General features: G+C 43.1%; 15 protein-coding genes and 1 riboswitch. Of the genes, 3 read left to right on the top strand and 12 right to left on the bottom strand.

What is annotated here, in order from left to right; genetic code table 11:
• Positions 1 to 10: 10 nt before the first annotated feature.
• From IT392_04200 to IT392_04165, 8 genes are all read right to left on the bottom strand, one after another.
• Complete coding sequence (locus IT392_04200; GenBank protein MCC6543689.1) at positions 11 to 1123, bottom strand: glutamine amidotransferase family protein; 1113 nt, start codon at positions 1121 to 1123, stop codon at positions 11 to 13.
• Positions 1116 to 2405, bottom strand: coding sequence for an NAD(P)/FAD-dependent oxidoreductase (locus IT392_04195; GenBank protein MCC6543688.1), 1290 nt, complete (start codon positions 2403 to 2405; stop codon positions 1116 to 1118). The genes IT392_04200 and IT392_04195 overlap by 8 nt, the downstream gene beginning before the upstream one ends.
• Positions 2405 to 2884, bottom strand: a complete 480-nt coding sequence (locus IT392_04190; protein MCC6543687.1) for a 4Fe-4S binding protein — start codon at positions 2882 to 2884, stop codon at positions 2405 to 2407. The genes IT392_04195 and IT392_04190 overlap by 1 nt, the downstream gene beginning before the upstream one ends.
• A 179-nt stretch (positions 2885 to 3063) precedes the next feature.
• The gene (locus tag IT392_04185) at positions 3064 to 4590 is read right to left on the bottom strand and encodes a 4Fe-4S binding protein (protein MCC6543686.1); all 1527 of its coding nucleotides are present in this window, start codon (positions 4588 to 4590) and stop codon (positions 3064 to 3066) included.
• 181 nt (positions 4591 to 4771) lie between these two features.
• Positions 4772 to 5560, bottom strand: a complete 789-nt coding sequence (locus tag IT392_04180) for a CpsD/CapB family tyrosine-protein kinase (protein ID MCC6543685.1) — start codon at positions 5558 to 5560, stop codon at positions 4772 to 4774.
• 21 nt (positions 5561 to 5581) lie between these two features.
• Positions 5582 to 6994: a hypothetical protein gene (locus IT392_04175; GenBank protein MCC6543684.1), complete on the bottom strand. Its 1413-nt coding sequence runs from the start codon at positions 6992 to 6994 to the stop codon at positions 5582 to 5584.
• A gap of 12 nt (positions 6995 to 7006) precedes the next feature.
• Positions 7007 to 7546, bottom strand: a complete 540-nt coding sequence (locus IT392_04170; protein MCC6543683.1) for a GGDEF domain-containing protein — start codon at positions 7544 to 7546, stop codon at positions 7007 to 7009.
• Between the two features lie 288 nt (positions 7547 to 7834).
• On the bottom strand, positions 7835 to 9244 hold the full coding sequence (locus IT392_04165) for a sigma-54-dependent Fis family transcriptional regulator (GenBank protein ID MCC6543682.1): 1410 nt from the start codon (positions 9242 to 9244) through the stop codon (positions 7835 to 7837).
• Positions 9245 to 9390: 146 nt separating this feature from the next.
• Between IT392_04165 and IT392_04160 the strand changes: the two genes are divergently transcribed.
• Positions 9391 to 11667 (top strand): tetratricopeptide repeat protein, encoded by a 2277-nt coding sequence (locus tag IT392_04160; protein ID MCC6543681.1) that lies wholly within the window; start codon positions 9391 to 9393, stop codon positions 11665 to 11667.
• A 5-nt stretch (positions 11668 to 11672) separates the two neighbouring features.
• Here IT392_04160 and IT392_04155 read toward each other — a convergent pair whose 3' ends face one another.
• Genes IT392_04155 through IT392_04140 form a run of 4 tightly spaced genes read right to left on the bottom strand, consistent with a single transcriptional unit; the run spans position 11673 to position 17395 of the window.
• Positions 11673 to 12890: a hypothetical protein gene (locus IT392_04155; GenBank protein MCC6543680.1), complete on the bottom strand. Its 1218-nt coding sequence runs from the start codon at positions 12888 to 12890 to the stop codon at positions 11673 to 11675.
• 7 nt (positions 12891 to 12897) lie between these two features.
• A complete protein-coding gene (gene prsR, locus IT392_04150; protein ID MCC6543679.1) occupies positions 12898 to 14256 on the bottom strand; it encodes a PEP-CTERM-box response regulator transcription factor in 1359 nt (452 codons plus the stop codon).
• Positions 14253 to 16364: a PEP-CTERM system histidine kinase PrsK gene (gene prsK / locus IT392_04145; protein ID MCC6543678.1), complete on the bottom strand. Its 2112-nt coding sequence runs from the start codon at positions 16362 to 16364 to the stop codon at positions 14253 to 14255. Before prsK ends, prsR begins: the two co-directional genes overlap by 4 nt.
• 20 nt (positions 16365 to 16384) lie before the next feature.
• The gene (locus IT392_04140; protein ID MCC6543677.1) at positions 16385 to 17395 is read right to left on the bottom strand and encodes a sigma 54-interacting transcriptional regulator; all 1011 of its coding nucleotides are present in this window, start codon (positions 17393 to 17395) and stop codon (positions 16385 to 16387) included.
• Between the two features lie 676 nt (positions 17396 to 18071).
• On the opposite strand from IT392_04140, the gene IT392_04135 reads away from it, so the two are divergent.
• Together IT392_04135 and IT392_04130 are read left to right on the top strand one after the other, a co-directional pair.
• Entirely contained in the window at positions 18072 to 20723 is a 2652-nt protein-coding gene (locus IT392_04135) for a PIG-L family deacetylase (protein MCC6543676.1), read from the top strand.
• Positions 20724 to 20991: 268 nt separating this feature from the next.
• Positions 20992 to 21127: riboswitch (cyclic di-GMP riboswitch) on the top strand.
• Positions 21128 to 21176: 49 nt separating this feature from the next.
• Positions 21177 to 22033: fibronectin type III domain-containing protein (locus IT392_04130; protein ID MCC6543675.1), on the top strand; the 857-nt coding region annotated here is incomplete at its 3' end.

The raw sequence follows: 22033 nt of genomic DNA, 5'->3' as shown, positions 1-22033 counted from the left end.
TTAAGGGGGATTATTTTCTTGCCCCTTCATTCAGCATCCCGATAACCGGCTCTCCAGCCCTTGGCATCCATAGCCTGTCGGGTTTTTCACATATCTCCCTTATGGTAGCTTCTTCGCTTGCCATGTAGAGAGTCTCATCTTTTTCCCCTGCAAAGAGTGGGCGCAGTTTTATCCTGTCATTAAACCCTACCAGACCGTTGCGCCAACCGAACAGGATAGCGAACGGGCCATTCAGGAGCAATGGACCGTACTGTATACGTATGGCCCTTAATGCCTCAGAAAACTCCCTGTCCTCAGGCAACCCTAAATCTATGTCTTTCCAGAAAGGACTTGCCAGTGCATAAAATGCTGCCCGCAAAGGCATCTTTTGCTGTCTGATGAGATAGTCAAGGGCATACGCTACGACCTCGGTATCCGTAAGCAGGGTACACTTATAACCATACATCTCAAGAAATGCGCGGTTGGTCCCGTAGCTCGTTATCTCGCCATTGTGAACAATCGCCCAATCAAGGATAGTAAAGGGATGTGCGCCCCCCCACCAGCCCGGTGTGTTGGTAGGAAATCTTGTATGCCCCATCCATATATATGCCTTGTAGTCTTCAATAATAAAAAAGTCTGCTACATCAGCTGGTTCACCAACACCTTTAAATGCCCCCATGTTCTTGCCGCTTGATATAACATAGGCGCCGGAGACATTATTATTTACCATCATGACCGCTCGTACAACAAGCCCATCCTGATCTTCTCCGGGAACCAGGCATTCACTCTTTGTATCAACAAAATATCTCCAGAAGACAGGGGGATTTTTGATATATGGCGTAGCCCTTGTTGGTATCTCCTCTTCCCTGTGTACATTAAAATATCTGAACAAAACCTTCTCAACATCAGATTTTATCTCCGGTTTATCCATCATTACATGGATTGCGTAGAAATCTGCCATATCAGGGTAAATTCCGTAAGCGGCATATCCTGCGCCAAGACCGTTACCCCGGTCTTTCATAAGGCAGAGGGCTTTAATTATGTGACTTCCGTCAACCCGGCTCCCATCACGGTTAATAAAACCGACGAGACCACATCCGCTGGTATCTCTTGGATCATTATATTTTTTATATCCTTCAATCATGATAGTCTGTCTCATCCCTTCGTGTAAAAATCCTGTTTCTCCACTCACGGGGCATTTGCATAAGTCCAACCTTTTTCTTGTTAAGCAGTTTAGTCTTAATACCTGATATATCTATCTTATTTCTGATAAGCCCTGTTAAAACACCGGCCCCGTCAATCTCACCTATGGTTACAAAGCCTTTTAACCTGCCTTCTTTGAGAACAAGGCTTCTGTAAAATGTACCTTTAGGGTCACTGACATATATGACTTCATAACTTGCATCAGGCGGGGTAGTAATGCCTGCCGAAAGAATTGGCACTTTCAGAAACTTCAGAGAATTTATTGGCAGCCCGCCTGCATAAGGATACCTGCCTCCTGCCATATTCTTTCCTGCAACCAGACCCTGCTGAAACGCCAGCGGCCATAATGGCAATGAGCGTTTCAGGCCATCAGTGATATCAAGCGCCTTAACCACGTCGCCTGCACCATATACATTCGGGACATTGGTACACATGTAGTCATCCACATCTAATCCCCTGTCAAATTTAACCGGAGTGTTCTTAATCAGCTCTCCGTTAGGTATCACTCCGATTGCAGTAATAACCGCCTGACAAGGGATAACCTTGCCGCTCTTTAAACTTACACCCGTTATTTCCTTGTTTCCGGAAATCTCTTCAACAGTATCATTTAAATAAAACTCTATCCCCTCACCATGCATGAGGGATTGGGCAATTTCCGATGACCTGGGGTCTAATGCCTTGACAAGCACCCGGTCCCCAAGTTCGACTACTGTCACCTTTTTGTTAAGCTTATTCAAGGTATAGGCAATCTCTGTCCCCGTAAACCCGGCGCCAATAACCACTGCACTGTTAAAACGCGGAAGCGCTTCACGAATTTTCTCTGCATCCAATAAGTCTGTAAATGTAAAAACCAGCTCTTTACCCTCTGCCCCTTTTATTACCGGCTTAAAGGGAACCCCGCCTACTCCAAGGAGGAGTTTTTTATATGAGATCTCTTCACCATTATCTGTTGTAAGAATAGACTTATCTGAATCAAGTCCAGTTACTTTCCTGCCAAAGAGGCAATCTACACCCATCTTTTTAAAGTAGTCCTTGCCCCTGAATTCAAGCCACTGGGCGTTAGCGCCCTCAATGTACTCTGCGAGCATTGCCTTTGAGTACGAACCAAGAGACTCAAAGGATATAGTTAGTATAGAAGACTTTTTATCGTGCTTCCTTATCCCGTCTATTGCTCCTACAGCAGCAACATTTGATCCGACAATTACATATTCTGATTTAGACATTACTTGTGGACCTCTTCTCTTTCTTCAATGGTCTCATCATACAGCAATGCATTGTTCGGACAGGCCTCAACACAGGCGGGATTAAGCCCGGCATCAAGCCTCTTAATGCAAAGGTCACATTTGAATGCATGTTTGTCTTTGCCTGCAAGATTAGGATGAGCAGCGCCATACGGACACCCGACTACACAACCCCAGCACCCTACACAGCGTTCCTCGTCAAGATAAACTATGCCATTATCAAGCCTTTGTATTGCACCGCTGATGCAGGCATCCATACACCATGGATGTTTACAATGCCTGCACATTGAAGAAAAGGCCAATGGCGACTCAACCTCAACAACTGCATTCGTTTTCCCCCGCAGCCCTTCCCTTTTATAAGACTTTACAGGGTCCTGGCTCCGTGAATGCGTTGCAACACAAGCCACCTCACAGTTATAACAGGCTATGCAGTAGTCTTCTATTATTATGACTTTTTTCACTTTTAAATAGCCTTTCAATCCCCCCTTACTCCCCTTTGAAAAGGAAGGAAACTTATTTCCCCCTTTGAAAAAGGGGGATTAAGGGGGATTTTTGTCATTATCGGGGTCAGGTCTTGCATTTTGACGTCAAACTTTTTTATGACGTCAAAATGCAAGACCTGACCCCGCACAAAAACTACCTATTCTCCAGCCGGAAGCACTCCCAGTATCTCGTTCTCTTTCTCAGTCAGGCCAATACTTCTTAACCTCAGCCGGTTGCCTTTAAGCGATTCTATTGAATTGATCCCCATTGCCCCGAGCATCTCCTTCATCTCATGTGACCACCCTCTTACCAGATTGTACAACTGCTCTGATGCGATATCAGGGTTCTGTCTCCTTGCCAGCCTTGGGTCGTTAGTGGTTATGCCCCACGCACAACGGCCGGTGTTGCATGTCTGGCACAGCGTACATCCTATGGCAAGCATCGCAACCGTTGCAATGTAGGCCGCATCAGCCCCGAGGGCGATTATCTTTATTACATCAGCGCTACTCCTTATACCGCCGGTAGCAACAATAGAGACCTCGTTTCTGATGCCCTCCTGCCGAAGCCTTCTGTCTACAGCAGCAATAGCCACCTCAATAGGTATTCCAACATGGTCTCTTACTGACTTTGGTGTTGCACCTGTACCACCACGGAAACCATCAACGACTATTACATCAGCGCCTGCCCTTGCTATGCCGCTTGCTATCGCCGCAACATTATGTACCGCGGCAATCTTTACAAAGACAGGTTTCTCATACCGCGTTGCCTCTTTTATCGCATAAACAAGCTGTTTCAGATCTTCTATAGAGTATATGTCGTGATGCGGCGCCGGTGAAATAGCATCAGAACCAGGAGGTATCATCCTTGTTTCAGCGATTTCAGCATTCACCTTTTCACCAGGCAGGTGCCCGCCAATCCCCGGTTTAGCGCCCTGGCCTATCTTTATCTCTACTGCTGCAGCGGCCTTCAGATAATCCCTGCTGACGCCAAAACGGCCTGAGGCTACCTGGACTATGCCCCTCCCGGCATAAGGATAGAGTTTCTTATGAAGCCCTCCCTCCCCTGTGTTCCAGTAAGTGCCAAGTTCTACGGCAGCCCTTGCCATAGATTCCTGAAAATTAAGATTTATGGAGCCGTATGACATTGCGGAAAACATTATAGGAGTTTCAAGCTCGAGCTGGGGGGCAAGCCGCGTCTTAAGCGCAATTTTCCCGCTTTCTGACTCTGTAAGCTCAATCTTCTCTCCTTTTTTTCCAAGAAAGGTCCTGAGCTCCATGGGTTCTCTAAGCGGGTCAATAGACGGGTTTGTCACCTGACAGGCATCAATGACCAGATGGTCAAAATATATGCGGTATGGCTTGTCATTTCCAATACCGGTGATAATGATACCGCCGGTATTTGCCTGAAGATAGGCGTCCATGACAAGGTCCCACTTCCAGCTTGCATGCTCGATAGGTCTTGACGGATTGGGGACAATCTTTATTGCGTCTGTAGGACACATGGCCTCACAGCGCTTGCAGCCGACGCATGCCTCATGCTTATTCCATATAACATCAAGCTCTTCATCGTAGAATGTTGCATCATAAGAACACTGCTCAACACATCCAAGACAGCGTACACACTTATAATCATCTCTCTGAACTATATATGGGTAATATTGTATCTGCGGTTTTTTGTAAAGCATATTACTATCCTAACAACGGAATCCCCCAAAATTGAACCTCCTTTATTTGGGAAAGCATCCAATAATGAATTTGAATGTATAGTATAACAATTCAAATCTTAAATTTCAACAACGAGTTAGTTTTTTTGTTGTACTGCCTGTTTTTTATTTTTGAGAGAGATCAGAGAGGGTACCTTATGGTTTAGTAACTGTCGTATCCTGAACCATAGAAATATTTTGACTGAATAGGCTCAACTCCATTCAGCACGACTCCAACAACCTTATCGTCGGCTAAAGATGAAATGGCCCTTTTAACCAGACTTCTTGGCGTCTTGCCAGCCTGAATAACAAGCAAAATACCATCCACAAGCGTAGAATATATATTGATATCAGCCATAGGTATAATGGGTGGTGTATCAATTATAATGTATTTATAATGTTCTCTTGCGTTTGTTATTATTTCCTGCATTTTAAAAGAGGAGAGGAGCTTGGAAGGATTTCCTGTTGTCCTGCCTGCAAATAAAACCGAAAGTTTGCCATCAAACATCTGTACAGCACACGCATCAAGGTCTATTTTCCCCTCCAGGACATCTGTCAGGCCAAACCCCGGCGGATGTTTAAGATAATCATATAACCCTGGATTCTTTAAGTCTCCTTCGATCAGGAGGACCTTATCATCAAAGTCACGGGCAATAGATATTGCCAGGTTCAGTGAGGTAAAGGACTTACCTTCTGCTTTAACGGAACTGGTAACTGCAAGGGCATAAGAGCTTGAATCCTGCCGTAATTGCGATATTCGTGTACATAAAATTCGGAATTGCTCTGCTGAAATCGAAGTTGGTTCTCTTAATGTTACCAGCCTGTTATCAACAAGATTGTGGTTTATACTTTTATTGTCAAGCTCAATTATTACAGGAACTGCGTTATCTTTTACGGCAGCTGTCATATTATCTACGTCTATTCTTTTCCTTTTAAGCCAGGTCATTTTCATAACGAGCGTTATTCTTGTATCTTACCTTCCACCAATGCGGGGGATAGATGCCAGCACCGGAATTCCTATGACCGCATAGACATCATCGGGTTTTCTGAAGGAGGCATCAATAGTTTCTAAAAGGGCTACAAGACCAACCCCGCTGCCAACTCCAATTGCTATGCCCATAAGGAATATTTTCTTTGGATTAGGTTTGTATGGCTTAATCGGAAGGTTTGCCGGATCAAGTATTTTGAACTGCTCTCCCTTCTGTCTTTTTTCAAGGTTCTCGGCAAGCTGGGCATCAAGTTTTTTATTCAATAAACTTTGATAATTATTGCTTGTATTTTCATAATCCCTCATCAGAGCTGTCATCTGCAGCTCCCTTTCAGGTATACGCTCAACGCGCCCCTGAAGGACGGAGATTTGCTTTGCTATTTTCTCTTGTTCTTCCTTTAATTTTACCACCTGTTTATTAACATTCATTAATTGTTTTGAAAGGGGGTTAATGTAAGTTGCTTCAGATTCCGTGCCTTTTCTTGTCTTAATCTGAGATTGAATCTCAGAAATTTCTCTCTTAAGCCTGCCTATCTCCGGATACTTATCAGTATAAGAAATAGAAAGTCTCGCCAATTCTTCCTTTAATTCTGCAAGCCTGATTATCTGTGGATCGTCAGAAGTTTTATCAGTCGTTTTTTCCTTATTATTTGATTCAGACAGCTGACTTTCAAGCATATTTTTTCTGTCACTTGCCGAGCTCAATTCATCATTTACTATCTTACGTTCAAGCTGCAGCCGGTCGAGAGTCCTTAGAGTTGCATCTATCTGTGAGGGCAGCTCTCCCATATATTTCTCTTTATATAACTTTATCTGCGCCTCCTGTGTCTCTAAGGTGGCCTTGAGACCCTGCATCTGCGAATCAAGGAATTCTGTAGTACCTTCTGCCTGTTGCTCCCTTACCTTCAGGTTCTCCTCTATAAACAAGGATGCAAGCCGGTTGGTAACATGCATAACTGTTTCAGGGTCACTACCAATATATGATATTGAAAATGCACTGGTCCTGTCACCTCTGCTTCCTCCTTTTATATCAATCTCAATACTTCCCCTCATCATTTCTACAAGCTCTTCATTAGAAATGTTACTCTTTTCTCTATTGTAAAGTCCAAATTCATTAATAATTGACTCAAGCCTTGTCCTGCTCATGACCTGCTGGGTAATGGTAGTCAGTCTATCATTTATATCTGAAGTAACCGTCGGATTAACATAGGATTCCGGCACCTTCTGATGTTCTACCAGGATCATGGTTGTTGATTTATAGGAGCGCGGGACAATATAAAGGGCAAGTATAATGCCTATAATTGAGACTATAAATGGAATGATAACAAACCACTTCCTGCGGAGCGCAATCTCTATATAATCTTCAAGTAGTAACTGTTTTTGTCCTTGAATTTCCATAAAATGTTTGAACTAATCCGAGTCCGGCAGGCATACCTTCCCTCCGCCGCCTTCTTTTGCCATATTCAACGCTATGTCAACCTTTCTCCTGAGAGTCACAATATCGTTTGCATGCGTGGGGAAACAGGCTATTCCTATACTCGTAGTCATGCCAACAGTGTTTCCATTTGTCTTAAAAGCGTAGTTCTCAATACGATCCTTGATCCTCACACCGACCTTGAAAGATGACTGAAAATCTGCCTGATCTAAGATAAGGAAAAACTTATCATTCTCAAACCTTCCTATCATGTCGGTAGCCCTAACCTCCTCTTTAACTATGGCGGCAAGCTTCCTCGTAAGTGCCTCTTCCTCAGGTGGTGATAAACCCCTTAATATCTTGTCCTTTTGAAGGACCATGAGCGAGAAATAATAAAGGTATCTGGCGGCCTTCTTAACCTCAAGGTCGAGCAGGTAGTCAAAAGCCTCCCTCTCAAGTGTCTGTGTCACCATGTCAAACATTAATCTATCTTTTTTCCCGGAATGCAGCCCAATGCTCAAAGATGAAATATCCAAGCTGACAATCTCCTAACCATAAGGGAAAGTTTGCAATATCAATGCCATTAATAACTCACCCCAAAATACTCACCCTCACTCCTTCGACTACCCTCAGGCCTGTACTGAAACAAGTCAAAGGAACAGCCCAGAGAGATGTCTCAGGGACAGGATTTTCCCTCTCTCTGAGAAGAGAGGGGATATTATTTTTTATCTATACTCTGGCGGCTAATGACCGTCCGCATTATAAGGCCATACATTATAGCATGGGCAGGCTAACTACTAATATAGGAAAACTTTTTCTCTTTTTTATTCAAGCAGGTTATATTGCCTCATTTTATAAAACAGGGTCTTGTAACTTATTGACAGCATCTCTGCTGTCTTCCTTCTGTTCCACTTGCATAAAACAAGGGTTTTACTGATAGCCTCCTTTTCTGCTATGCTGACCGCCTCCCTGGAAATCTCTTTCAAACAACGAGGCTGATATGGAGTTTCCTCAACCCTATCTTCATTATTCTCGACCTGCAGCTTGTCTGTCTTTTCCACTACTGAATCTGGCTCTGAACAACCGCTAAGCTCAACCTTCTCAGTACCAAGCACAATAATTCGCTTAACAATATTTTCCAGTTCTCTCACATTACCAGGCCAGCTATAAGAGGCAAATCTTTCAATCGCCTCCTGTGAAAGCGGGTGATAATCCTTATTATAAATTTTACAATATTTACGCAGAAAATATTCAGTCAATACCGGAATGTCATCTTTTCTCTCACGCAGGGATGGCATAGTTATGCTTACAACATTTAGCCTGTAAAAAAGGTCTTCCCTGAAAGTTCCGGAAACAACAGCCCTTTCAAGGTTTTTGTTTGTCGCGGCAATCACACGGACATTAACCTCAACCTCCCTTCCTCCAATCCTTGAGAATTCTCCATCCTGCAGTACCTGCAGTAGCTTCGCCTGAAGCGATTGAGGGATATCCCCAATCTCGTCAAGGAATATAGTCCCATTGTTCGCAAACTCAAACTTACCAGGCTTCATCCTGTGAGCGCCTGTAAAAGAGCCCTTCTCATGACCAAACAATTCGCTCTCCAACAGACCTTCAGGAATTGCCGCACACAAGACCTTGACAAATGGCCTATTCTTCCTGTTAGAAAACCTGTATAGTGCCTGTGCCGCGAGTTCCTTTCCGGTCCCGCTTTCTCCCCGCAGCAATACAGTAATGTCCGGCTGAGCCACCCGTCGTATTATGTTTTTTATATCAGTTATGCGCCTGCTATGACCGAGCAGAATCTCTCCGACACAATCAACGCCAGGGGCTTCTACTCCAATATCATTTATCAAAGCAGATTCATTATAGTCGTTGCCTTTATTCATATATCGTGTTATCGTATCACGCAATTCAGTGTAATCAACCGGGCTCTTTATCACACCGTCAATGTTAGGGTTAAGGGAATCGTCCTTGGTTATCAATGGTGTAACGAGGAGGATGGAAGTGTCCTTGCTTATCTCTTTGATGTTGAGTGCAACCTCACGCCAGTGCATATCCTTAAGAGATGAATCAAGGATTGCGACAGCAGGCTTTTTCCGGCTTAACAGATCAATACCATCTTCGTATTTATGTGCAGCGAATATACTATAACCGAAATCCTGAATTGATGATTTCATATAGTTTGATTGAATCTGATCAGAAGCAAGTATAACTATAGCAGACGCGCTGTTCATATGATTAAGCCTCATGAAAGGAACACATTGAAACAAGGAAACAGATTATCCATTTTGTCCAATCTTTTTCCTATACATCGCTATTTTAACTTAATATGTGGATAAGTCAAGCCAATAATTTGACAGATCGCTATGAAGGAGGGGGTATGAGTAAGATTCGCTTTATATTTATTTGTATTCTTCTATTGTCGGTTACTGCCTGCAGTAGTCCGGAAGAGAAGAAGACTAAACACATGGACCGGGGTCTCAAGTACTACAATGAAGGACAATACAATGAGGCAATTATTGAATATAAGAATGCTATCCGGATCGTCCCTAAGGATGCTGAGGGACATTACCGCCTCGGCCTTGCTCTTATGCGATCCGGACGGGTGCAGGATCTTGCTAATGCCTATAAAGAGTTCAGTCAGGCAGTTGAAATCAATCCCGGTATCATGGATGCACAGATACAGCTGGGAAATATACTGATCCTATCAAGAGAATATTTAAAGGCTAAGGAAAAGAGTGAGTTTGTTTTAAAGAATGAGCCTGATAATGTAGATGCACACCTGCTCCTGGGAAATGCCTTTGCAGGTCTCAAGAAGGATGATGATGCAATACGCGAGATTAAGAAGGCCATTGAACTTGACCCAAAACGTATAACGTCATATCTCAATCTCGGCGGTATATATGTGGCACGGAAGAACCTTAATGAAGCTGAAAAGGTTTACAGGGAAGCTATATCTATTGATACCAAATCTATACAGGCACGCTTAGCCCTCGCGACTCTGCATTATTTGAATAAAGATATGACTGCAGCTGAGGAGGAATATAAAGAGGCCATCATGATAGATCCCAAGAATCTCAATCTTCACATAACACTAGGCAGATTCTACTCCTCCCAGAATAGATATAAAGAGGCAGAAGCCGAATATGTCGAGGCAGGGCGTGTTGACCCAAAAAATTCATTACCACAAATAAGCCTTGGCGACCTATATCTTTTCCAGAAAAGAGATGATGACGCTATAAAGGCATATCAGAGGGGGGATGAGATTAATCCGGATGACCTGACAGCAAAAAAGAGGCTCGCATCTTTCTATCTCACTAAGTCAAAGATTGACGAGTCATTAAGATATATTGACAAGATACTGGAGAAGGATTCAAACGATATAGATGGTCGCTCCTTAAAGGGAAGGATCTTTCTCGCCAAATTAAAGGTATCAGAGGCAATTTCGGAATTTCAAAAGATATTGAAAGATGAACCCGAACGCTCTGATATCAGATTTTTCCTTGCCCAGGCACACATGATTGCAGGTGACTTGCAACTATCAAAAAACGAACTGACAGAGGTGTTAAAGGAGGTCCCGGATTCAGCAGATGCACGGACGAGCCTCGCAGAGGTTTATCTCAGGCTGCACTCATATGATGAGGCAATCAGTGAGGCAAAGAAGGCAATTGCAATCCAGCCGGATAATCTAAGGGCAAAGAGGTTGCTTGGAGATGCATATGTGGGGAAAATGGATATTGGAAGCGCTTTATTTCAATATAAGGAGTTGGTACGTCTTACACCAGATGACCCCTTTGGCCACTTCAGACTCGGCACCATCTACAGGGCCCAGAAAAAAAACAGTGATGCAATGTCTGAGTTTGAGAAGGCCATTTCCCTGAATCCCGAACTGACCCAGCCTCTTGCACATATCATGGGGATATTAATAGAACAGGGTAGCGCAGATAAGGCTATAGAGAGGGCAAATAAACAATTAACTGCGTCGCAAAATAACCCGCTTATATATAATCTGATAGGAAAGGCATACTTAGTAAAGAAGGATGACAAGAAGGCAGAGGAATTTTTCAATAAATCTATTGAACTGGATAAGAACACCCTGGTCTCATACATGGACCTGGGGGCACTGTATGCACGCAGCAAGACCTATGACAAGGCCATAGCCAGATTTGAAGAGGCCATCAGGGTTAACCCAAATTATCTTCAACCCTATATGCTCATAGGTATACTCTATGACTCCCAGAAGAATCATAATAAGGCAAGGGAATATTACGAAAAGGCCTTAAAGATTGACCCTAAATTTGCCCCTGCGGCAAATAACCTCGCATGGATTTATTCAGAGTATGGAGGAAACATAGACATCGCCTTGGACCTTGCACAAAGGGCAAAGGAAAAACTTCCTGAGGACCCTGGCGTCTCCGATACACTCGGCTGGATCTACTATAAGAAGGGGGCATACCTGAAGGCGATATCTCTATTAAAGGACAGCAGTGAAAAACTGGGAGATAATCCAACGGTACGTTATCACCTCGGGATGGCCTATTATAAGAATGGGAATAAAGAGCTGGCAAGACGGGAGCTCGCAAAAGCCATTGACATTAATCCAAAATTCGATGAGGCCGAGGAGGCAAGGAGGGCTATTGAGAGCCTTAAAAGATAATAAAATCAGGTACCCCAGGATGCAGAGACCTTTAACATTAACAGGTTTCTTTCAATGTCCATGGCAGAGGCAACTCCTGAATTCTGTGCAAAGTGTGAAACTGAGAATGATCCGGTCAACCATGTCCTTATGGTATAGTTTGCTTCTGCGGACAAATTATATGACTTAATATCAACCTCATCACCATTGAGCGATTGGTTTATTGAATAAGTAGCCCCCATAGTTGAGGAAAGCAGCCTTGTATGCCTGACTGACATGTTAATGTAGGCTGTTTGTGACACAACTGGTGAGGTGGTTTTGACACCACTTACAGTATTCAAGTCCCTTGAATAGCCAATGTAATACGTGATAAATTCAGATGTTCTCGATAGATTCAATGTCCCTCGTACATTTGATGTTTTCCCCGCTTCATAATCAATCATATCCCAGCCAATACTGAACTCTCCCTGAGTGACAGGTGAAAACTTATGACGGAGTCCGGTAGTAATAGAATAGCTATTAAGATCCACTTCGTCAGCCGTGGATTTCATAATCCCTATATCAACATGCAAGGTATCCTTCCGTGCCGTATAGTAGGTACCAATTGACAGGCTATTTGTCATGTTGTCCTGCAATACAGGATCTGAGAATTCTGTCAGAAGATTAGAGTATCTCAGATTCATGCCTTGATTACGTGAAAGTGGAAGGCTCATATCTATGGAGGCTGCATTTCTGAAGGCATCATTCCTTTCAGTCCTTATCCCATAATTGCTCAGCGAAGCGTCCCCTCCCCGTTCCACATCAAAATAGTAATCTTTAGAATCAGGGCTATAAGAAAAACCCTCTGAAACATTTATTCTGACATCTCTAAAATAGCTGTTAATCCCTCTTGCCATATCAATGTTTATATTTCCATCATGCGTCAGCACATTGAGTTCCGTGTTATTTGCGTATGAACTCCATGTTGTCGTGTAATTAGCCTTTAACTCTGTGTTTGTCCCTGTATAGGTGATCTTGAAGCTGGCACCTGTTCCGGTAATAAAATCTCCAGTCTCATCACTGCTTGAGAAAATATTGCTGTTATAAGTTTCTGAAATAGAAAGAGACGGTATTAGCCGCCAGGCAGGCGCTGCAGAACTTTCAGTTAGGAAACCTGAAATTAGAAGAATCAGGCACGAGAGAATGGATATATTTATGGATTGCTTTTTTTTGCCCGTTTTGTGAACCATAGCAACTGACAACAAAGTCGTCTTACCTCACTGTAATTCCATACTTATTTATCATTGACGTAAGTGTTTGACGGCTGATGTTGAGATCTCTGGCAGCGTGAGTTATATTACTGCCGTGTCTTAAAAGCGCCTCACTTATAAGGCGCTTTTCCAGCGTCTCTCTCGCCTCGTGAAGCGAAGGTATCTGTTCAATGCTATCATCTGGTGCAGTGAACTCGAGATCAAGGGGTGACAACCATTCACCGTCTGTCATAACAACCCCCCTTTTTACCCTGTTTTCAAGCTCCCGAACATTACCGGGCCAACTATACTCCGATAAAGCCTTAACTGCCTCGTCTTTAAATCCACGAACATTCTTTTTAAACTCACTTGAATACCGTTGCAAAAAGGCCCGGGCAAGCAACAATGAATCATTCCCTCTTTCCCTGAGAGGAGGCAGATTAATTGAAACCACACTCAGACGGAAGTAGAGGTCCTCCCGGAATCTTCCATCACCAATCGCCTTTTTTATGTCCATGTTGGTTGCGGCAAGGATACGGACATTGACCTGAATCTCCTCTCTGCCGCCTATCCGCTCAATGATATTCTCCTGCAGAAACCGCAGGAGCTTGACCTGAAGCGAGAACGATAATTCACCTATTTCGTCAAGAAAAAGTGTACCCCCCTCGGCATATTCAATTCTGCCCTTACGCCGGCTCGTCGCTCCAGTGAATGCCCCTTTCTCATGACCGAATAACTCACTTTCCAGCAGTGTCTCGGGTATAGCCCCGCAATTTATTACGATAAAGGGTTTATCCCTTCGATCACTCAGTCTGTGAACAGCCCTCGCCGTAAGCTCCTTTCCTGTACCTGTTTCTCCCAGGATAAGCACCGGTACATCCACAGTGGCAACCTTCCGTATGGTCTCATAGACATGGTTCATGGATGAGGAGTTGCCAAGGATATCGTCCAAGCCCTCAGCGTGTGCCCGGCATTGCAGTGCCTGATTCTCCTCTTCAAGTTCTGCCATTCTGACCGCCCTTGTAATAACAACTCTGACCTCGTCTATTACAGGAGGTTTCGTAAAGAAATCAAAGGCGCCCAACTCAATCGCTTTTAAGGCATTCCCTCTCTCTGTATTGCCGCTGACAATTATTACCTTGATCCTTTGATCAATAACGAGTATCTCTCCGAGTGTTTTCAATCCTTCTTCTGCCTCACGCGGTTTTGGCGGAAGCCCCAGATCAAGGATTACAACAAATGGATGCACTTTTCTGGTAAGTTCTAATGCCGAGGCATGATCACCAGCCTCATGGATTTCGTAATCTTTGAGGAGCGCCCACCTCATCTGCGATCGTATTGATTCATCATCATCAACAATAAGTATTATACGCTTAGTCATTTTGGTAATATTACACGAAACTCACTGCCTTTGCCAACCTCACTATTAACTTCAAAACTCCCTGAATGGGCATCAATAATTTTTTTACACTGGAATAAACCAATCCCGAGCCCATTAGATTTACTGCTCCTGAACGGCTTAAAAAGATCTTTGTTGATAAACTCCTGCGTCATCCCATACCCCTGATCTGCAACAGACAATATCACATCTCCATTCCTGACATACGTATGTACCATTATTTTCTTATCGCTCTCACCGGGAGGTGATGCCTCTATAGCATTAAGCAACAAATTTAAGAAAACCTTATGCAATTGTCCTGCGTCTGCACTAATTAACGGGACTTCTTCGAGATCCTTTACGACCTTACCGGAAACAGTACCATTGAGGGCAGAAAGCGTCTCTTCCACTACCTCGTTGAGATTCATAGATTCAAGATTAATCTGGATCCCCTTGGATAACAATGTCAAATCAGATACCATTCCGTTCATTTTTGATACTATAAATTTGAGCGTCTTAAGTGCATCCTGCTGGAATAAGGGGTTTCCTATATGTTCTTCTGCATTATGGGTCAACAGAGAAAGCGTTGACAAAAAATTTTTCAGGTCATGTATGAAAAAGCTTGAAACATGATGGAATGCCTCTGCCTCTTTAGCAACAAGAAGTTCCTGAGTCAGGTGTATGTTCCTGATTCGCTCCGCCGCATGGCTGGCAATGGCCTTTAATAAATCAAAATCATCTTTCCGGTAAGGCTCTCCTGACAGATCTTCTCCTTGCAGAATAAAACCTATAAGGTCTCCCTGTCCAGCTCTCAAGGGTGTGCAAAGGGTTGCCGTTGTCGCCATGAAAAGAGGACTGATCAGTTCATGAAACTCTTTACTGTCACTATGTTCAATGGGCGGTTCATTGATATAAAAAGGCGTAGAACAATCTTTTATCCTCAAAATAAACGGGTCATTTGCCTTCAACCTGATCTTACCTGCATTTCTAATTGTTGACGTAACAAGAACATATTCTTTATAAGCAGGCTCATAAAGCCACAGAAAGACCTCTCTGACAGCCATCGTCTCAGATATCATCTCGATTAAAGATTCTTCAATTTGAGCAAGGTCATTATTCAATCCGATCTTCTCTATTGTTTCAATCCATTTGTCCCTGAACTCATACTTGTTGCGATAAAAATGTTTTGTGATGAACAATTGAAGCCGTCTTCTAAGGCTTGTTGAAAGTACTGCGACCACTAAGCCTAAAATAGCAGTAAATGTAAACAGGACACTCCAGAAGGTGTAATAAGTCCCCCCTGTCATCTTGATACCTTGTGCTACAAGACCGACAAGAAGCAGATATGCCCCGACAAATAATACGGTAAATGAATTATAGATTACGTAGCGGGAGACAAAGATATTAACATCCAGCAGTTTGTTCCTAACCACAGCGAACATCGTAATGGTACAGGAGATCAGTATAACTATTGAAGTTACCGACTGATTGCTGCTATCGAGAAAAGAAAAAAGGATGGCCTGACTCGAGATGTAAATATAATAAGCAAGTACTGAACCAACTCCGATGATAACATACTTGGCCTCTATTTTCTTTGAACCCAAAGAAAAACGCAGTGTATTCTCGAGTTGTACGAGACAGAGCAGGATACCAATAAGGAGATACAAGTAAAAATATTTTCCAACTCTACCCAGAGGGAAGATGGTGTAGACATCATTGTAGGGGAGGTCAATGAGAGAATAGGAGTTAATCCAGAGAAGAAAGAATCCAGCGCTCAGAAAAAGCCCTGCCACGGCATATTTCCAGCGGAAGAGCAGTTCTTTATAATTGGATCTTATAAATGTTAGTGAGAAGAGGAACCACCCTGGGGCAAGAAGCGCCTGTCCAACCAAAGCAATTCTCTTACCGTAGAGACTCCACATCAACCCATCTGAGATGAAGACAATAACATTTCCTGCCTCAATTATGGTTAGACTAAGCATACCAAGGCCAAACCCAATATTGGCAGGGTGATGCGGATTACGGATGAAGACAAGGATACCGACCCCAAGGGTCAGGATAGCTCCCAAAAAAGACAATACCAGAAAGATATGGCCGGGATCAAAGTACATTGCAATGCATAGAATGCAATTTATGGGCCACTATTATCATCATTTCCCTTCGTCGAATCAAACGGAATCCCGAGCTTTCTCATCTTCTGACTAAGTGTATTTCTGTGGATCCTCAATAACCTCGCCGCCCTCTTTCTGTTCCACTTTGAACCGTGTAGAGCCTTGATAATCTCACCCTTTTCATAGACCTTGCAGCGTTCGTGTAAACTATCCTCATCTCGTTGAAACTCCCTGTAACCTCTTTTCTCCCTGAAAAGTAGATCGAGAGGGATGTCTTTAACTGTAATGTCCATACTATCATCAGATAGTACAATTACCCTTTCTATGAGGTTCTCGAACTCCCGCACATTGCCTGGCCATGCCCATCCCTGAAGAACAGAGACTATCTCTTTTGAGTAACGTGGTCTTGTCTTTTTTAATTTAGCACATGCCTTGTCAAGGAAGTGTTCTAATAGAATTGGGATATCTCCTTTTCTCTCCCTTAAAGGCGGAAGATGAATCGGGATTACATTTAACCTGAAATAGAGGTCTTGTCTGAAAGTACCAGATTCAACAAGTTCATTTAAATTGTCATTAGTCGCTGCTACAACTCTTATATCTAATTTGATAGTCTTTACAGAACCCAGACGCTTGATTTCACGCTCCTGAAGGGTACGGAGGAGTTTAGCCTGAAGATGCAGGGGAAGTGTTGACACCTCATCCAGGAAGATCGTGCCGTTATGCGCACTTTCAAAATCTCCAACCTTTGAGTTAACGGCACCTGTAAAGGCGCCGCGCTCATATCCCATAAGCTCACTCTCTAACAACTCCCGCGGAATAGCCCCGCAATTTACTGCCACAAACGGTCCCTTCGACCTGGGACTTACATTGTGTATACCCCTGGCAATCAGCTCCTTTCCTGTCCCGCTTTCTCCTGAAATTAAGACACTGCTATTGGACCTCGCAGCTCTTCGTGCCATATCCAGTACACTCAACACATTTGGGTCAGATGTTTTTATCTCTTCAAAACCGTCAGAATAATTCACTTTCATGTTTTCTCCTTTGAATTAATGATTGATATGGCAGGCTATATTATTAACCGGGATAATATTGTAAATCGGCAGACTGGCTATAATATATCAAATAACATACCAATTCCTAACCCTTTTCTAAGGCATTGATATATATGATATTGCTGTTAGGATACGAAGGTATTGTATAAATGGAATGGATAAAAATTGACCATACTGTGCATACTATATTACAAAATTGAATTCTAACTATTTGATTTACATGACATTTCCATGATGATTAATTTAATAGCCCATAAAGGACTGTATTTTACCCTAATGACATTCTGTCTATTAACAGGGTGAAAAAAATGCTGATTGGGACTTACAGACAGGGTTGAGAAAGTTCTTGACTAATCACAATTCAATCAAGAATTTCCTGTGATAAAACATCGCCGCTGCTACGGTAAGCAGTGCAACATGGGTAAAGTTTTTCCACTTGAACTATAAATTAATAGAAAAGTGACGGAAAATTTGACACGTCAAAAAAGTCACTATTATGATATTTTATAAAACTACATAACATTCAACAGGTTATAAAAATGGCATTGAAATTGCGTGGTTAATAGAAATAGAACGAAGGGAAATTATTAAGTTATGACACAGAATAACCTCTGATTTCATTCGTCAGTCAAATGCGCTTTCGGGGGAGGAAAATATGAGGGGAAAAACTTCATTCTATAGAGTTTTATTTGTATTATTAACAGTTCTTTTTTTCAGTTCACTTGCTAATGCTAACATACTTGTAATATCACCTCATCCCGATGATGACGTTATTACCTCTTCTGGAGTTGTGTCTCAGGCGTTAGAGAGAGGCGAGCCGGTCAAAATAGTTTATATGACAAATGGGGACTACGCCGGCGTTGCAACAGGATATACCCGACAGAATGAAGCTGTATCAGCCCAGTCATATCTGGGGGCACAAGAAGACGATTTGATTTTTCTTGGTTATCCTGATGGATATCTTAGTACTTTATTTAATGGGTATTATCAGGAAAGTGATCAATTCACCGCACCTAACGGCCGTTCAACTACCTATGCAAACCGGGGATTAGGCCGCATTGATTACCATTCTTACCGATTTGGATTCCCTGCCGCTTATAACAGCTTAAATATACTTTTAGATCTTGAAGATATTATTGCTTCTTATAAACCAGACCATATCTTTACCACCTCTGCATTGGATGTGCATCCAGATCACTCTACAAGCAACATTTTATTGAAACTTGCTGTAGTGCGTGTCCATAATAATGACCCGGATTACACTCCCACAATACATAATGCCTTCGTCTGGACGCTCGATTCGCATGATTACTATTGGCCCAATCCTCTCGATCCCTCCGCATATTTTACAGAATTTCCAAGCCTGGTCACCCCTCCAGGGGTTCTCTGGAGTGATAGAGAAAGTATTGATGTTCCATTAGCGATGCAATCTACCTATTACGAATCTAATCCTAAATACCTTGCCGTCTCTGCTTATGTGTCTCAAAACGGGATGAAGGGATTCCTGGAAGCATTTATCCATAAAGATGAAGTCTTTTGGACGGAGAACATTTTTGGAGGCAATCAACCCCCGGTTCCAGCCGCTGGTTTTGATCAAACGGTCAGCGAGGGTGTACCTGTTTATCTGGACGGATCGGGAAGTCATGATCCAGACGGTGATCCATTACTTTTTGATTGGATACAAAGTGGAGGGATTCCTGTCGAATTATCAAATTCGTCCATTGCCAATCCGTCTTTTACTGCTCCTGCAAATTTATCTCAAGATGAAACATTGACTTTTCAGCTTGTTGTAGATGATGGCGGACTAACCAGTATACCCGACTCCGTCAATATTAATGTAAAAGCGCCTCTGATAGGCCCGAATATAGCCCCTTTGGCTGCAGTGACTGCATCTTCAGAGGCTTCACAGAATGGGCAGACTGCGGTGAAGGCTGTGGATGGGGTAATTGATGGGTATCCTGGAGATTATACGCGTGAGTGGGCCACAAATGGACAAGGGAGCGGGGCATGGATCCGGCTCAACTGGGGTATTCCTTACAACGTCAGCCGTGTGATTCTTTATGACAGGCCGAATCCTTATGATCGGATTCTGAGTGCAACATTGACTTTCAGCGATGGTTCGACTATTCAGGTCGGAGCTTTAAACAACACAGGAGCAGCTGTTGAATATAGTTTTACTCCCAGGGTTATCACCTCCCTTACTCTAACTGTAAATACAGTGAGTGGAACTACACATAATATTGGATTATCTGAAATACAGGTCTTCGGGATTAATCAATATTCACTTACAGTTGCCGCTAATCCATCAGGTGCAGGTGTAATATTGAAGAACCCGGATAAAACGACTTACAATAATGGGGAGAAGGTTACACTATCAGCACTACCCAATGCCGGCTATGCCTTTAGCACCTGGAGTGGAGATGAGAGCGGAAATCAGAATCCTGTCACTATTACGATGGATACCGATAAAGTAGTAACTGCAGATTTCGTTGTCCTTCCTGGTTCCCTTACTGTAACTCCATCAGATGGATTAAGTGCTTCAGGAATTTTTGGGGGGCCATTTAGTCCGTCGAGTTACACATATCAACTGCAGAATTCAGGAGGGACCACAATCAACTGGACGGCGTCTCAGACCAAAAAATGGGTCACGCTTTCTTCTTCTGGCGGTACTTTATCTCCGGGAGCCAGTACCACAGTGGATGTCTCAATTAACAATATGGCAAACAGGCTTTTCTCAGGGTTATATAATGATGTTGTATACTTTAGCAATACTACCAATGGGACCGGCGATACAAAACGTTCAGTGGACCTTACGATTAGTAAAGCTATTCAGATTTATACGATATCAACAAATCCTGCAGGTCTTAAGGTGATAGTGGATGGGATACCCTATACAGCTCCCAGGAGATTTGTATGGGCTGTAGGTTCTTCCCATACCCTTGCAGTCTCCTCCCCTCAGGCAGTGGGTTCGGGGATAAGATATATTTATAATTCCTGGGATGATAGTGGGGCCCAGAAGCATATCATTACAGTTCCATCTTCAGCTACAACATATACAGCCAATTTTACGACTCAGTATCGTTTAACAACAATTGTAAATAAATCGAAGGCTGGTACGGTTACTCCTTCTGATGAAACCTGGTACAATGGCGGGCAGAGTGTTCCTATAACTGCCAGTGCCAATAAGAAGTACAGCTTCTCAAATTGGTCAGGGGATCTTTCAGGGTCAATTAATCCTTCCTCGATAGTTATGACCAGACCGAGAACAGTTATCGCTAACTTCGACAAAGACAAGAAAGCAAAGTAAAAACAGGACATTTCTAAATTGGCTTGACAATTCAAATTAAAGTCTTGACAAGAGGGAGTAGTTTAAGTACACTTGTCCGGAATGTGACATTTTTTGTTTATCCAGTTCAAAATTTTGCAAATATGGAGAATAAAATTGTCTATCGCCATGAGTTCTATTTATCTATAAACCCTTTGATAATATTACAGTATGGCAGGATAAAGCAACACTGGCATTATTTATGCTTATTAAGCCTGATTGATTTAATTATAAATTTGAAATTTATCACCTTTGCTCAGAGCAAAGCCATCGAAAGATGGTGACGCAGAGTAACGGGACTAAGGGAATTCTGGAGATATTATACTTAATACGATGTGAATTAAGTATAATATCGTCAGAACTCCTACGTCAGCCGAGCCGCCAGAGGACAACTTCTCTGGCGGCTTTTTTTTGCCAGGAACCTGGAGGGAAAACATGCACCTGGTAAAACAACGATTATTTGATACAACTTTGAATCCCCCTCCTTCCACCTCTACTCATGGAAGATTAAGGGGGATTTTCTCTATTCTGATAGTTGTTGTTATCTTCTCTGTTATTAGCATTGGGGCGACTAATTCGGCGCGTGCAGGTCAGGCTGTCCTGACTTGGGATCCGCCAACTACCAATAGTGATGGGTCTCCTTTAACAGACCTGGCTGGTTATAAAGTCTATTATGGACCGACTTCAGGTAACTACAGCACTGTCATTAATGTCGCCAATGTAACCAGCTACACGGTGACAGGCCTGTACGATAATACAACCTATTATTTCGCTACAACAGCCTATAACACCTCCTCAATCGAAAGTGCGTATTCCGGAGAAGTTGCTAAAACAACAACAGGCACAACCGATATCACAGCCCCAGTCCTCTCCAATATCACGACAGGCAATATTACCAGTTCCAGTGCGGCAATAACATGGACTACTAATGAGCAAGCCAGCTCACAGATAGAATACGGCACAACCACTGCCTACGGCTCTTCAACAACAATAGATAACACACTGTTAACCTCCCACAGTGTTTCATTAAGCGGACTTTCTTCATGGACACCCTACCACTTCCGTGTAAAAAGCAGGGATGCCGCAGGTAATCTTACTACATCCGGTGATTACACCTTTACAACATTAGCCCCACCCGACACAACACCTCCTACCGGCACCATTGCTATTAACAATGGGGATCCTTATGCCACATCCACCTCCGCTGCCATAACCTTCTCCTGCAGTGATGCAGGTTCAGGGTGCAGCCAGATGAGAAGCTCCAATACCGGCAATGTCTGGCAAAACTATGT

Source organism: Nitrospirota bacterium (assembly GCA_020846775.1).
GTDB lineage: Bacteria > Nitrospirota > 9FT-COMBO-42-15 > HDB-SIOI813 > HDB-SIOI813 > RBG-16-43-11.
The sequence above is the reverse complement of the archived record's forward strand: the minus strand, read 5'-3'. Positions and strand labels throughout refer to the sequence as shown.

Bases quoted from the DNA above. Each gene is read 5' to 3' on its own strand.
- IT392_04180 (MCC6543685.1), bottom strand. From the start codon at position 5,560: ATGAAAATGACCTGGCTTAAAAGGAAAAGAATAGACGTAGATAATATG.
- IT392_04140 (MCC6543677.1), bottom strand. From the start codon at position 17,395: ATGAAAGTGAATTATTCTGACGGTTTTGAAGAGATAAAAACATCTGAC.
- prsR (MCC6543679.1), bottom strand. From the start codon at position 14,256: ATGACTAAGCGTATAATACTTATTGTTGATGATGATGAATCAATACGA.
- IT392_04200 (MCC6543689.1), bottom strand. From the start codon at position 1,123: ATGATTGAAGGATATAAAAAATATAATGATCCAAGAGATACCAGCGGA.
- IT392_04195 (MCC6543688.1), bottom strand. From the start codon at position 2,405: ATGTCTAAATCAGAATATGTAATTGTCGGATCAAATGTTGCTGCTGTA.
- IT392_04165 (MCC6543682.1), bottom strand. From the start codon at position 9,244: ATGAACAGCGCGTCTGCTATAGTTATACTTGCTTCTGATCAGATTCAA.
- prsK (MCC6543678.1), bottom strand. From the start codon at position 16,364: ATGTACTTTGATCCCGGCCATATCTTTCTGGTATTGTCTTTTTTGGGA.
- IT392_04185 (MCC6543686.1), bottom strand. From the start codon at position 4,590: ATGCTTTACAAAAAACCGCAGATACAATATTACCCATATATAGTTCAG.
- IT392_04160 (MCC6543681.1), top strand. From the start codon at position 9,391: ATGAGTAAGATTCGCTTTATATTTATTTGTATTCTTCTATTGTCGGTT.
- IT392_04135 (MCC6543676.1), top strand. From the start codon at position 18,072: ATGAGGGGAAAAACTTCATTCTATAGAGTTTTATTTGTATTATTAACA.
- IT392_04175 (MCC6543684.1), bottom strand. From the start codon at position 6,994: ATGGAAATTCAAGGACAAAAACAGTTACTACTTGAAGATTATATAGAG.